Annotated in this window: 13 protein-coding genes; 6 read left to right on the top strand and 7 right to left on the bottom strand. The window is 71.6% G+C overall.

Annotation, left to right across the window (positions count from 1 at the left end):
• Positions 1-29 precede the first annotated feature (29 nt).
• The gene (locus AB0O93_RS15565) at positions 30-1,559 is read left to right on the top strand and encodes a carboxylesterase/lipase family protein (protein WP_363344890.1); all 1,530 of its coding nucleotides are present in this window, start codon (positions 30-32) and stop codon (positions 1,557-1,559) included.
• A 27-nt stretch (positions 1,560-1,586) separates the two neighbouring features.
• On the opposite strand, the gene AB0O93_RS15560 is transcribed toward AB0O93_RS15565, so the two are convergent.
• Genes AB0O93_RS15560 through AB0O93_RS15550 form a run of 3 tightly spaced genes read right to left on the bottom strand, consistent with a single transcriptional unit; the run spans position 1,587 to position 4,460 of the window.
• Positions 1,587-2,600, bottom strand: coding sequence for an aldo/keto reductase family protein (locus AB0O93_RS15560; protein WP_363344888.1), 1,014 nt, complete (start codon positions 2,598-2,600; stop codon positions 1,587-1,589).
• A gap of 52 nt (positions 2,601-2,652) precedes the next feature.
• The gene (locus AB0O93_RS15555; RefSeq protein ID WP_363344886.1) at positions 2,653-3,594 is read right to left on the bottom strand and encodes an aldo/keto reductase; all 942 of its coding nucleotides are present in this window, start codon (positions 3,592-3,594) and stop codon (positions 2,653-2,655) included.
• Positions 3,591-4,460 (bottom strand): aldo/keto reductase, encoded by an 870-nt coding sequence (locus AB0O93_RS15550; protein WP_363344884.1) that lies wholly within the window; start codon positions 4,458-4,460, stop codon positions 3,591-3,593. The genes AB0O93_RS15555 and AB0O93_RS15550 overlap by 4 nt, the downstream gene beginning before the upstream one ends.
• Positions 4,461-4,562: 102 nt before the next feature.
• On the opposite strand from AB0O93_RS15550, the gene AB0O93_RS15545 reads away from it, so the two are divergent.
• Positions 4,563-5,543, top strand: coding sequence for a LysR family transcriptional regulator (locus tag AB0O93_RS15545; RefSeq protein WP_363344882.1), 981 nt, complete (start codon positions 4,563-4,565; stop codon positions 5,541-5,543).
• Positions 5,544-5,566: 23 nt separating this feature from the next.
• Here AB0O93_RS15545 and AB0O93_RS15540 read toward each other — a convergent pair whose 3' ends face one another.
• The 3 genes from AB0O93_RS15540 to AB0O93_RS15530 are packed head-to-tail and all read right to left on the bottom strand — an operon-like array spanning position 5,567 to position 9,289.
• A complete protein-coding gene (locus AB0O93_RS15540; protein WP_363344880.1) occupies positions 5,567-7,531 on the bottom strand; it encodes an AarF/UbiB family protein in 1,965 nt (654 codons plus the stop codon).
• A gap of 55 nt (positions 7,532-7,586) precedes the next feature.
• Positions 7,587-7,811, bottom strand: a complete 225-nt coding sequence (locus AB0O93_RS15535; protein WP_363344878.1) for a hypothetical protein — start codon at positions 7,809-7,811, stop codon at positions 7,587-7,589.
• Complete coding sequence (locus tag AB0O93_RS15530; protein WP_363344876.1) at positions 7,808-9,289, bottom strand: SDR family NAD(P)-dependent oxidoreductase; 1,482 nt, start codon at positions 9,287-9,289, stop codon at positions 7,808-7,810. Before AB0O93_RS15530 ends, AB0O93_RS15535 begins: the two co-directional genes overlap by 4 nt.
• 33 nt (positions 9,290-9,322) lie before the next feature.
• Between AB0O93_RS15530 and AB0O93_RS15525 the strand changes: the two genes are divergently transcribed.
• Entirely contained in the window at positions 9,323-9,715 is a 393-nt protein-coding gene (locus AB0O93_RS15525; RefSeq protein WP_363344874.1) for an NUDIX domain-containing protein, read from the top strand.
• Between the two features lie 17 nt (positions 9,716-9,732).
• Here the strand turns inward: AB0O93_RS15525 and rlmN are convergent, their stop codons facing one another.
• Positions 9,733-10,977 carry a 23S rRNA (adenine(2503)-C(2))-methyltransferase RlmN gene (rlmN, locus tag AB0O93_RS15520; RefSeq protein ID WP_363344872.1) on the bottom strand — a complete coding sequence of 415 codons (1,245 nt, stop codon included), beginning with the start codon at positions 10,975-10,977 and terminating at the stop codon, positions 9,733-9,735.
• A gap of 60 nt (positions 10,978-11,037) precedes the next feature.
• Here rlmN and AB0O93_RS15515 point away from each other — a divergent pair, with 60 nt between their 5' ends.
• Genes AB0O93_RS15515 through AB0O93_RS15505 form a run of 3 tightly spaced genes read left to right on the top strand, consistent with a single transcriptional unit; the run spans position 11,038 to position 13,055 of the window.
• Positions 11,038-11,514 carry a GNAT family N-acetyltransferase gene (locus tag AB0O93_RS15515; protein ID WP_363344870.1) on the top strand — a complete coding sequence of 159 codons (477 nt, stop codon included), beginning with the start codon at positions 11,038-11,040 and terminating at the stop codon, positions 11,512-11,514.
• Position 11,515: 1 nt separating this feature from the next.
• Positions 11,516-12,376, top strand: a complete 861-nt coding sequence (locus AB0O93_RS15510) for a hypothetical protein (protein WP_363344868.1) — start codon at positions 11,516-11,518, stop codon at positions 12,374-12,376.
• 40 nt (positions 12,377-12,416) lie between these two features.
• Entirely contained in the window at positions 12,417-13,055 is a 639-nt protein-coding gene (locus tag AB0O93_RS15505; RefSeq protein WP_363344866.1) for a LysE family translocator, read from the top strand.
• Positions 13,056-13,070 lie beyond the last annotated feature (15 nt).

Here is a 13,070-nt window from a genome sequence, read left to right as displayed (position 1 = left end):
ATGATGGCACCAGCCCCTACGCTGGGGGCGTGCCCGACCACACAGCGAACGCACCGGCCGGCCGCTTCCGCGGCGAAACCCTCCCGAGCGGAGCACGCGTCTGGCGCGGCATCCGCTACGCAGAGCCCCCGACCGGCGACGCGCGGTGGCGGGATCCGCGCCCGGCAGCCCCCGCGGACGGCGTCGTCGACGCTGTGCGCTTCGGCGCCGCCGCACCGCAGAACACGAACCCGGCGATCGACCTCGGCCCCGACGCGGTGTTCGCGGAGGACTGCCTGTTCCTGAACGTCTGGTCGCCGGCGGATGCCGAACCGTCAGGCCTTCCGGTCATGGTGTGGGTGCACGGCGGCGCCTACACGTTCGGCTCCGGCTCGCAGCCGCTCTACGACGGCGAGGCCCTCGCCGCGCGCGGCACGGTGATCGTCACGATCAACTACCGCATCGGCGCGCTCGGTTTCCTCGACCTCTCCGCGAAGAGCACCGACGCGCACCCGTTCGACGGCAACCTCGCGCTGAAGGACGTGCTGTGCGCGCTGGAATGGGTGCGCGAGAACATCGCCTCCTTCGGCGGCGATCCGGAGCGGGTGACCGTCTTCGGCGAGTCCGCCGGCGCGGGGCTGGTGGCCACGCTCCTCGCCGTCCCGCGCGCGGAGGGTCTGTTCTCCCGCGCGATCGCCGAGTCGTCACCGGTCTCCAGCGTCTACGACGCCGCCCGCGCGGCATCCGTCACCGACCTCTTCCTCGAGCTCGTCGGCGAGCCCGACCCGGCAGCCCTGCGCGACGTCGCGGTGGACCGGATCGTGCAGGCCGGGACGCGCGTGTTCGCCGAGATCCCGGCGCGCCACCCCGGGACGATCGCGTTCGGCCCGGTCATCGACGGCGACCTCCTCCCCGAGGCACCGGATGCCGTGCTCGCCGCCGGACGCGGACTCCCGGTGCCGCTGCTCATCGGCACGAACCACGACGAGTCATCGCTGTTCCGCATGATGAAGTCGCCGTTGCTGCCCATCCACGAGGACGACATCGACCGCATGATGGCCGATCTCGCCGCCGAGCGTCCGGACGTGCCGATCCCACCGAAGGAGCAGATCCTCCAGGCGTACGAGGGCGTCCGCCACCGCGAGATCGGACTCGGCATCGCGCGTGACATCGGATTCCGGATGCCGACCCTCTGGGCCGTCGAGGGTCACGCGCGTCGCGCACCGGTGTGGCTGTACCGCTTCGATCACGCCACCCCCATGCTCCACGCGCTGCGGATCGGGGCGACCCACGCCACCGAACTCCCGTACGTGTGGGGGACCTTCGGACGGCGCGCCCACGACCTGACCTTCCGGCTCGGCGGTCGCCGCACGGCCGAGGCGATCTCGCACCGGATGCAGCAGCGCTGGGTCGCCTTCGCCGCGGGCGAGGAGCCGAACGCCGACACCGGGCCGGCATGGCCGGCCTTCGACGCCGAGGAGCGCGCCACCCTGGTCATCGACACCCACGATCGTGTGGTGCCGGACCTGGATGGCGCGCTCCGTGCGGGATGGGGCGGGACGCCGCTCGCCTTCCCCTGACAGTCGCCGGCTGCTCGCCGGCGGGTCTCAGACCAGGCGGGTCTTGGGCGAGACGCCGTCGGTGTGCGACGGGTCGTCGAAGACGACGCCCGACAGCGCCCGGTCGATCGCGGCCAGCGTGTCGGCGTCGAGGGTGACCCCCGACGCCTTCACGGTGTCGGCGAGCTGCTCGGGGCGCGAGGCGCCGACGAGCGCGGCGGCGACGTTCGGGTTCTGCAGCACCCATGCGATCGCCAGCTGCGGCATGGTCAGGCCCGCCTCCTCCGCCACCGGCTTCAGGCGCTGGACGGCCTCGAGGACCTCGTCACGCAGGAAGCTCTTGATGAAGTTCGCGCCGCTCTTCTCATCGGTCGCGCGGGAGCCCTCCGGAAGCGGCTGACCGGGGAGGTACTTGCCCGACAGCACGCCCTGCGCCATCGGCGACCAGACGATCTGCGAGATCCCCAGCTCTTCCGACGTCGGGACGACCTTGCCCTCGATGACACGCCAGAGCATCGAGTACTGCGGCTGGTTCGAGATCAGCTGGAAGCCGAGATCGGTGGCGAGGGCGTGGCCCGCGCGCAGCTGCTCCGCGGTCCACTCCGAGACGCCGATGTACAGCGCCTTGCCCGCGCGGACGACGTCGGCGAAGGCCTGCATCGTCTCTTCGAGCGGGGTCTCGTAGTCGAAACGGTGCGCCTGGTAGAGGTCGACGTAATCGGTGCCGAGGCGGCTGAGCGAGCCGTCGATCGACTCGAAGATGTGCTTGCGGCTGAGTCCGGTGTCGTTGGGGCCGCCCGGGCCGGTCGGGAAGTACACCTTCGTAAAGATCTCGAGCGACGCGCGACGCTGGCCGGCGATGGCCTTGCCGAGCACCGCCTCCGCGGCGGTGTTGGCGTAGGTGTCGGCGGTGTCGAAGGTCGTGATGCCGGCATCCTGTGCGGCGTGGACCGTGGCGATGGCGGCCGAGTCGTCGACCTGCGAGCCGTGGGTGACCCAGTTGCCGTAGGTGATCTCGGAGACCTTCAGGCCGGAGTTGCCGAGGTAGCGGTAGTTGACCATACGTCTTCTCTCTTTCGGGGGATCGGGGGTCTGCGGGCGGGCGCGGGCCGACTCAGGGCACGCGGTGCCCGGCGGCGCGGAACAGCTCGTACCACTGGGCCCGTGTGAGGGGGATGTCGGATCCCGCGGCGGCGCCGGCGACCCGCTCGGGGGTGGTCGTCCCGAGGACGACCTGCATGTTCGCCGGATGCCGGGTGATCCACGCCGTCGCGATCGCGATCGCGGGGACGTCGTACTCCTTCGCGAGCCGGTCGATCACCGCGTTCAGCTCGGGGTGGTCATCGGATCCGAGGAACGTCCCGGTGAAGAAGCCCGACTGGAACGGCGACCAGGCCTGCAGCGTGATCCCGTGGATGCGGGAGTACTCGACGATCCCGCCGCCGTCGAGCGTGACCGACTGGTCGAGCCCGGCCATGTTCGCCGCCACGCCCTGCGCCACGATCGGCGCGTGGGTGATCGACAGCTGCACCTGATTGGCGACGATCGGCTGTCGCACCGCGGTGCGGAGCAGGTCGATCTGGCGCGGGGTGTGGTTGGAGACGCCGAACGCGCGCACCTTCCCCGCGGCCTCGAGCTCGTCGAACGCGCGGGCGACCTCCTCCGGCTCGACGAGCGCGTCGGGCCGGTGGAGCAGGAGCACGTCGATGTAGTCGGTCTGCAGGGCACGGAGGGAGCCGTCCACCGACCGGACGATGTGCTCGTACGAGAAGTCGAAGTACGGACCTTCGCGGACGATGCCGGCCTTCGTCTGGATCGTGATCTCGGCGCGCTCGGACGGCGTGAGCGCCATCGCCTCGGCGAACCGCGCCTCGCAGCCGTGCAGATCGGCGCCGTACACGTCGGCGTGATCGAAGAAGTCGATGCCGGCGTCGCGGGCCGTGCGGACCAGCTCGCGCACCTCGTCGTCGGTCTTCTCCTGGATCCGCATGAGCCCGAGGGTGACGTTGGGAGCGTCGAGACCCGCGGGTCCGAGCGGGACGCGCCGCACGGTCACTGCGCGGCCTCGTCCGAGAGAGCGGCGATCTCGTCCGCGGTGAGCTCGAGGTCGGCGGCCCGGACGGAGTCCTGGATGCTGGCCGGACGCGAGGCTCCCGGGATCGGGATGACCACCGGCGCGAGGGCGAGCTCCCACGCGAGGGCGATCTGCTGCGGGCTCACGCCGCGGGCATCCGCGACCCGCTGGAACGCACCGTGGTTCTCCCCGACCGCACCGGCGCGCGAGATGCCGCCGAGCGGTGACCACGGGAGGAACGCGATGCCGAGCTCGGCGCAGTGCTGCAGCTCGCCGAGGCTGGAGCGGAACGCGGGCGAGAACTGGTTCTGCACCGAGACGAGCCGTCCACCGAGGATGGCGTTCGCCTCGTCGATCTGCGCGACGTCGGCGTTGGAGATCCCGGCCATCCGGATGACGCCCGCATCGAGCAGATCGCGGATGGCGCCGATCGAGTCGGCGTAGGGGACCTCGGGGTCGGGGCGGTGGAACTGATAGAGGCCGATCGCCTCGACGCCGAGGCGCGACGCGGAGGCCTTGGCCGCCTCGCGGAGGTACTCGGGCCGGCCGTTCTTCGTCCAGGACCCGTCGCCGGGGCGCAGGTGGCCACCCTTGGTGGCGACGAGCACGCCGGACGTGTCGCCCCCGTAGCTGCGGAGGGCGCGCGCGATGAGTTCCTCGTTGTGTCCGACCTCGTCGGCGTCCCGATGGTACGCGTCCGCGGTGTCGATCAGAGTGACGCCCGCGTCGAGGGCGGCGTGGATGGTCGCGATCGAGCGGTCCTCGTCGGGACGGCCCTCGATCGACATGGGCATGCCGCCGAGGCCGAGGGCACTGACGGTGACGTCGCCGATTGTTCTCTGCTGCACAGCACTTCCTTACGTCGTCGTGTGTTGCGTGTCCACGGTAGGAGCCCTCATCCTAGAAGTCCAACAACTATGTGTTCTGTGATTCAGAAGAGAAGGCGATAAATGGATCTGCGGCAGATGGAGTACCTCGTCACACTCGCCGAGGAGCAGCAGTTCACGCGCGCCGCCGCGGTGTGCGGGGTCTCGCAGTCCGGCCTGTCGGCCGCGATCCGCAGCCTCGAGGAGGAGTTCGGCACGAGCCTGTTCACCCGCACGACCCGCCGCGTCGTCGCCACCGACGCCGGTCGCGCCCTCCTTCCCTTCGCGCGCGAGATGCTGACGCAGGCCGCCGCCGGCCGCGACGCGGTCGTCCGCGCGACGCGGCAGCTCTCCGGGCGTCTGCGCGTGGGCGCGGAGCAGTGCCTGGGCGTCGTGGACGTCCCCCCGCTGCTCGAAAGATTCCACCGCCGCTACCCTCTGGTCGACATCCACTTCGTCCAGGCCGGATCGCACGAACTGGCCGCCCAGGTCCGCGCCGGAGACCTCGACGTCGCGTTCGTGGCGACCACCGATCATCTGGCGTCGATGAGCCCGGCCGAGCTCGGAAAGCGTCCGCTGGTGCTGCTCGTGCCGCCGGGGGACCCCCTGGCCGCGTCCGCGCGCGTGGAGTGGGAGCAGCTGCGCGAGCGCGACTTCATCGACTTCCGCGAGTCGTGGGGCGTGCGGACCCTCACCGACGCCGCGTTCGCCGCCCACGGCATCACCCGCCGCGTCCCCTGCACGGTCGACGACATCCACACGCTCCTCGACCTCATCCACCGCGGCCTCGGGATCGCGCTGGTCCCGCAGCACGTCGCCGCGAAGCCGCAGGCGGCGGGACTCGTCACCGTCGCCCTTCCGCCGGAGGAGACCCCGGTCTGGATCGTGTCGGCCATCGCGTCGAGCACCGCCGAGCCCGCGGCGCTGCGCCTGCTGGAGATCCTCGACGTCGACGCGCAGGCCTGCGGCGTCGACGGCGCGGCGTGCACGGATACCGCGGCCGGGGAGCCGGAGACGCGGGAGACAGGAGCGGCCGTGCCCGTCGTGGCGGTGACCACGAGCTGACGCGGAACCCACGCCCGTCCCGCTCATCGACGCCGGAAGGCGCTCCGCAGCGACCGCAGGAGGAGCAGGAGCCCCCCGAGACCGGCCACGCTGCCGAGGAACGCGAAGGCCGGGACGTCACCGGTGAGCATGGGGCCGCCGTCGTCGACGGCGAGCAGGATGCCCGCGAACAGGAGGGTCGAGCCGACAACGGTCGTGGTGAGGCGACCGGCGAGCCCGTCGACCCAGCCGCGCTCGTCCGGCGATTCGAACGAGCGCAGGCGGACCGAGAGCGTCCCTTCCTCGAGTCCACGGGAGATGCTCTCCACTCGCCGCGGCATCCGCAGCAGCTGCTCTGCGAGGAGCGCCGACCAGGTCTGCAACGACATCGCGGCATCCTCGGGCGACACCAGCTTCGTCGCCATCCGCGGAGCGATGGTGAGCGCCCGCCCCACCATGTCGTAGTCGGGACACACCCGCCGGAGCGTGCCCTCCAGCGACGCCAGCGTGCGGAAGACCAGCAGCAGCGACGGCGGCAGAGCCATCCGGTTGCGGCGGAGGACGTCCAGGAGGAGCCGGAAGACGTTCTCGTCCATCCCGGGTCCGCCCCTGCCGCGCGAGCTGCGTATGCGGGTGAGGATGACGCCGATGTCGCGTTGCAGCGCCGCCGCATCCACGCCGTCGGTGCCGCACATGAGCAGGACGACATCCGTCACGGCGACGTCGTCCTCGTTCGCCATCGCGATGAGCATCGGCACCAGGAGCCGCCGCATGCTGCGCTCGAGGATGCCGACGGCGCCGAAGTCGATCAGGGCGATCCCGCCCTCACCGTCGAGGATGACGTTGCCGGCGTGGAGATCGGCGTGGAACACCCCGCGCACGGCGATCTGGTCGAACACCGATTCGAGCAGCCGGTCGGCGACCTCGCGCGCGTCGTCCTCGTCGAGCGCTCCGGGCGCCAGCCTCGCGAAGGGGGTGCCGTCCACCCGCTCCTGCACGATCATCTGCGCCGTGGAGAACTCCGGCCAGACCCGGGGCACGCGCAGGCCCGCCGCGCCGGATGCCTCGACGGCACCGCGCAGCATCCCGCTGTTCGCGACCTCGACGCGATAGTCCAGCTCCTCCCGAAGGGCGCGGGCGAACTCGTCCACGAGAGCGGCGGCACCGTAGGCACGCGCCCAGTCGGTCCGCCGCTCGGCCTCGGCGGCGAGCCGGACGAGGATGTCGAGATCCGTCGTGACCTGTTCTCGCGCGCGAGGGCGCTGGATCTTCACGACGACCTCCTCGCCGTCGAGGAGGCGCGCGGCGTGGACCTGAGCGACGGATGCCGCGGCGAGCGGAGTCGTGTCGATCTCGGCGAACACCTCCTCGAGGGGGCGACCGAGCTGCGCGCGGATGGCTTCCCGTGCCTCCTCCCACGGGATCGCGGTCGAATCCATCTGCAGGGTCGAGAAGGCGTCGATGAGCGCCGGAGGAAGGACGTCCTCGCGGGACGACAGCACCTGCCCCAGCTTCACGAAAGTCACGCCGGCGTCGTTCATGGCGGCCACCAGCGCTGCGGGGAGATCGTCGTCATCGCCGCGGCGCCGCCCCTCGTAGAACGTCAGGCCGTGCCTCGATCCGATCGCGAGGATCTGCGCGTACCGCTTCGCGCGGGCGCGGCGCCGGATGGCGTTCCTGATGACAGTGATCGGATTCCGCCAGCCGCGCGACGGCCAGAGGAACTCGACCGTGAGCACGGCGATCACGACCGCGGCGAACGTCCAGCCGATCGTGAGGGCGAGGAAGGCCACGGCGATCGGACCGCTGACCGTGAAGACGCCGGCGGAGTAGACCTCGGCCTGCTCGAGCGTCCAGATCGCCACGGGCGCGGCGACGAGGAAGACCACCCCCGCGACGACGACCGCTCGCAGCCACCCGACATGCACGTCGAGGAGGCGACGGACGACCCAGGCCGTCGTGACGGCGAAGGCGATGAGGATGAGCGTGAGGACGAGCCAATCCGGCATGGCCCGATTCTGTCAGCGGCCGCACGCGGCGTGAAGTGCGAGGCGGTCCTTGCGATCAGCCGCGTCCGCCCGAGCCTCGGCGCGCACGCGGCGGCGGAGAGGGCGGCACCTCTTTCGCGGCGATGATGTCGGCCACGGCGATGCGCTCGACCCCGCGCTTGCCGTCGACCACCACCGTCTCGGCGTCCGCGCCGAGCAGCTCGCCGAGCGCGTCGGTCGCCTGCCCCGACGGCAGCAGGTACCGCACGACGACGCGACGGCCGGGCTCGGGGAGCGTCACCACGAGCCCCGCGCGTAGTCCTTGAGGAAGACGCCGAACAGGTCTTCGCCCGCCTCGCCGCGGACGATCGGGTCGTAGACGCGGGCGGCGCCGTCGACGAGGTCGAGAGGGGCGTGGAATCCCTCTTCGGCGAGGCGCACCTTCGTCGGGTGCGGACGTTCGTCGGTGATCCAGCCGGTGTCCACGCTCGTCATCAGGATGCCGTCGGACTCGAACATCTCGCGCGCGCTGGTGCGGGTCAGCATGTTGACCGCCGCCTTGGCCATGTTCGTGTGCGGATGCCCGGGGCCCTTGTATCCGCGGCCGAAGACGCCCTCCATCGCGCTGACGTTGACGATGTAGGTGCGACGCGCGGCGCTGGCGGCCAGCGACGGTCGGAGCTTCGACACGAGGAGGAACGGCGCGGTCGTATTGGCCAGCTGCACCTCGAGCATCTCGAGCGGATCGACCTCGTCGACGCGCTGGGTCCAGGAGTTCACGTCGTGGAGATCGGGGATGAGCCCGCCCGCGTCGATCGCGGTGCCGGCGGCGAGTCGGTCGAGCGAGCTCGACCCGGCCAGCATCGCCTGCTCGGTGAGCTCGTCGGCGCGCTCGGCTGCCGCGGCGAGGATCGGATGCGCCGTCACGGACCGCTCGAGCGCCTGCGGGTGCTGGTCGTTCGTGTGCCCGAACGTCACGAGCGCGGGAAGCGGTCCGTCCGGGAGCGGCGCGAGTTCGGCGTCGACGAGCGGCTGGTACGCGCCCGGTGAGCGACGGACGGTCTGCGTGGCGTTGTTGATGAGGATGTCGAGGGGGCCGGCTGCCGCGACGTCGTCGGCGAGCCCGAGCACCTGGGCGGGGTCGCGCAGGTCGATGCCGACGATCTTCAGCCGGTCGATCCACTCGGGGGCGTCGGGGAGACTGCGGAACCGGCGCACGGCATCCCGCGGGAATCGCGTCGTGATCGTCGTGTGCGCACCGTCGCGCAGGAGACGCAGGGCGATGTACATGCCGATCTTCGCGCGACCACCGGTCAGCAGCGCCCGCTTGCCGGTGAGGTCGGTGCGCGCGTCGCGCTTGGCGTGACTCATCGCCGCGCACGACGGACAGAGCTGGTGGTAGAACGCGTCGACGCGCGTGTACGGCTGCTTGCAGATGTAGCAGGGACGCGCCTTGAGCAGGGTCCCCGCCGTCGGCGCGGTCGTCGCCGTCGAGATCGGGATGCCGCGGGTCTCGTCGTCGATGCGGTCGGGCGCTCCCGTGGCCGTCGCCGCGACGACGGCGCGGTCGGCCCGGGCGATGGCCTCCCGGATCTCACGGCGCCGCACGCGCTTGACGGCCTTGAACATCTTGGCCGTGGCCTGGCGCACGGCGACGAAGTCGGGATGCGTCTCGTCGAGTCCGGCCATGCCCTCGAGCACCCGCAGGGTGGCCGCGAGATCGTCGGGATCGATGCCGGACGGCGCCAGCGCGGTGGGGGCGGAGGTCTCGTCGGGCACAGGAGATTCTACGTCGCCTGTTAGCGTGCGACGATGACCTCTCCGCGCCGCATCCATGTCTCCGCGGCTGTGATCGTCGATGCGGAGTCCCGCCTGCTGCTCGTCCGCAAGGCCGGCACGACGGCGTTCATGCAGCCGGGCGGCAAGCCCGAGCCCGGCGAGACGCCGGCCGAGACGCTGTCGCGCGAGCTGGCCGAGGAGCTCGGACTGCACCTCGACCCCTCGGCGTTGCGGGCGCTGGGTCGATACGAGGCGGCCGCCGCCAACGAACCGGGCTTCGTCGTGGTGGCCGATGTGTTCGCCGCCGACATCGGGGCTCAGCATCCGGCGATCGGAGCCGAGATCGAAGAGCTCCGCTGGGTGTCGCGCGCCGACGCGCAGGACCTCGAGGTCGCCCCGCTCGCGCGGGACCACTTCTTGCCGTAGACGCGCGCGGAGAGGCGTCAGGCCTCGGTGGGCGTCGCCTCGGCCGCGGCCTCGTCCTCGGTGGTGGCGACGAGCTGACCGCACGCTCCGTCGATCTCCTTACCGCGGGTGTCGCGGAGGGTCGTCGGGATGCCGGCGTCGTTGAGGCGACGGACGAACTCGTTCTGCACGTCGCGCTCCGACGCGGTCCACACCGACCCGGGCGTCGGGTTCAGCGGGATCGGGTTCACGTGCACCCACCCGCGCCCGCGGGCGTTGAGCTTCTCGGCGAGGAGGTCGGCGCGCCAGCCGTGATCGTTCATGTCCTTGATGAGCGCGTACTCGATCGACACGCGCCGCTTCGTCTTGTCGAAGTACTCGCGTGCGGCATCCAGCGCCTCGTCGACCTTCCAGCGCGAGTTGACCGGGATGAGCTCGTCGCGCAGCTGGTCGTCGGGAGCGTGCAGCGACAGCGCGAACGTGACGGGGATGTCCTCGGCGGAGAGCTTCCGGATCGCGGGGACGAGACCCACCGTCGACACGGTGATCCCTCGCGCGCTCATGCCGAGGCCGTGCTTGTTGTCCACCATGACCCGCACCGCCTGCATCACGCGGGCGTAGTTGGCCAGCGGCTCCCCCATGCCCATGAAGACGATGTTGCTCACGCGCTCGGCGCTGTGGTCGTCGCGCTTCTTGCCGCCGAGGCCGCCGGCGGCGATGAGGGCGTTGGCGCGCACGATCTGCTCGACGATCTCCGCCGCCGACATGTTGCGCGTCAGCCCCGCCTGCCCGGTCGCGCAGAACGGGCAGTTCATGCCGCACCCGGCCTGACTCGACACGCACAGCGTGATGCGGCCCGGGTAGCGCATGAGCACCGACTCCACGAGGGCGCCGTCGTGCAGCTTCCAGAGGAACTTGATCGTGTCCCCGCGGTCGGTCTCCAGACGCCGCACCTCGGTCAGGAGCGGCGGCAGCATCCCGTGGACGAACTCCTCGCGCCCGTCGGCGGGGAGATCGGTCATCTCGGCCGGGTCGTGCGTGTAGTGGGTGAAGTAGTGCTTCTCGAGCTGCCCCGCCCGGAAGCCCGGCAGCCCGAGCTCCTTGACCTTCGCCACGCGCTCCTCGGGAGTGAGGTCGGCGAGGTGGACGGGCGGCTTGCCGCGCTTGGGGCTGGCGAACTGCAGCAGCGGCCGGCCCTCCTCGTCCTTCTTCTGCGACCAGCCCTCGGTGCGCGGGCGGACCTGTCGCGGCTCGGTGCGGCGCACGGGGGGCGGAGTGCTCATCCTCCGAGGGTACGGGAACGGCCTGGCCGCCGCCCGTGTGCGCGGCACTAGCGTGGACCCATGGGTCGGATCACCGTGCGCGACATCACCCCCGACGACGCCGGCGAGGTCCTCACCCTCCAGCGTGCCGCGTTCGTGCAGGAGGCGCTGATCTACCGATCGGTCGACATGCCCCCGCTCACCCAGACCCTCGACGAGGTGCGTGCGGAGCTCGAGGAGAACCTCGGATGCGTCGCCCTCGACGGGCCGCGCATGGTCGGCGTGGTCCGCGCCCGCCGGGACGGTGACCTCCTCCTCATCGGCCGGATCGCCATCGCCCCCGACCAGCAGGGCCGCGGCATCGGTACCACCCTGCTCGACGCCGTCGAGACGCGCGGCCGCGACGCCGGTGCGACCGAGGCCGAGCTCTTCACCGGGTCGCTCAGCGAGGCCAACCTGCGCCTGTACGAGCGGGAGGGCTACCGCGAGACCCAGCGCGTGCCGGGAGACGACGGCACCGAGCAGGTGTTCCTCCGGAAGCCCCTGACGAAGGACTGACATGGATGCCGCCTCCCGCCGCGAATTGGACGCCCTGCGTCGTCGCGCGTGGGGCGCGGGCGGCGGACTCGACGACGACCCCGCGGCGCAGGCACGGCTGGCCGAGCTCGAGGCGGAGAGTCGCGCCGAAAGCTCAGCCGGGCCGCCCGCACGAGGTGTCACCGCCGCGCCGGATGTCAAAGACAGGCCGGATGTCACCGCCAGGCCCGCCGCACCGGGCGTGGCCGGACCTCCGGCGGCGGACCCCGAAAACCCTCACCCGCAGCACCCGCAGCGACCCGCATCCCCGCGACGGACCGGACACCGCGCCCGGCTCGCTGCGGCACTCGTCGGCGGCGCCGCCGCCGTGACGCTCGCGGGGGCGTTCCTCGCGCCTCTCCTGGGAGACACGCTCCCCGGCGCCGACCACACCGAGCTGCGCACGATCGAGGATGCCGTCCGCGACGCGACGGTGTTCCTCGACGCCCCCGAGGCCCTGACCCTGTTCACCGTCCCGCTCGACGGCAGGCTGAGCGACATCACCGGCAACACCGCGACCCTGATCCCGCCCGCGCTGCCCGGCGACCGCGACAGCGAGTGGATCACCCCGGCCGGGCGCTACTACTCCGGTCAGCTGTGGCGGGCCCGCGCCGACTCCGACGAGCTCTGCCTCGTCGTCGAGCTCGCCGCCGGCACCCGCGGCACCTGCCTCCCCGAGGAGGCGCACCGCCGGAACGCCCTGCTCGTCGTCATCCCGGCATCCGACATCCCCGCCGATGACCGTCCCGAGGGGATGACCGAGACGGATGCCGTCGGCTTCTGGTGGCGAGCGGACGACAACGTCGAGGTCGTGCTCGCACCGCTCCCCGCGACAGCGCCGTGATCCCCGCGGCGCCGTGACGGGCAGGCAGTAGCCTGCTCCCGTGGTTCCCCTCGAGAATCTCCTCGCCTTCACGCTCGCCGCCCTGGTGCTCATCGTCATCCCGGGGCCGAGCGTCCTCTTCACGATCGGTCGCGCGCTCGCACTCGGACGCATCGGCGGCCTGCTCAGCGTGCTCGGGAACGCCCTCGGACTCCTCCCGATCATCGGCCTCGTGGCCTTCGGCGTCGGCGGGATCGTCGCGCGGTCGGCGGTCCTGTTCACCGCGGTCAAGATCGTCGGGGCGCTCTACCTCGCCTACCTCGGCATCCAGGCGATCCGTCACCGGAACCGCGCGGCCGGCGGCGCCGACGCGACCCCGGTCGCGGGATCGGCGTGGCGACAGCTCGGCGCCGGTTTCGTCGTGGGGGTGACGAATCCGAAGAGCATCGCGTTCTTCGGCGCGGTCCTCCCCCAGTTCGTCGACCTGGATGCCGGAGCGGTGCCCCTGCAGATGGTCGAGCTCGGCCTGGTGTTCTTCGCGCTCGCCCTCATCTCGGACGGCGCGTGGGCGCTCGCCGCCGCGGCGGCGCGCACGTGGTTCGGCCGCTCGCCGAAGCGCCTTGCGACGCTGTCGGCCACCGGTGGCGGCATGATGATCGGGCTCGGGGGCGTCCTGCTCTTCAGCGGATCGACCCACTGACCCGCCCGGCGGCCG

This window comes from Microbacterium sp. NPDC077184, assembly GCF_040687055.1.
Lineage (GTDB): Bacteria > Actinomycetota > Actinomycetes > Actinomycetales > Microbacteriaceae > Microbacterium.
The sequence above is the reverse complement of the archived record's forward strand: the minus strand, read 5'-3'. Positions and strand labels throughout refer to the sequence as shown.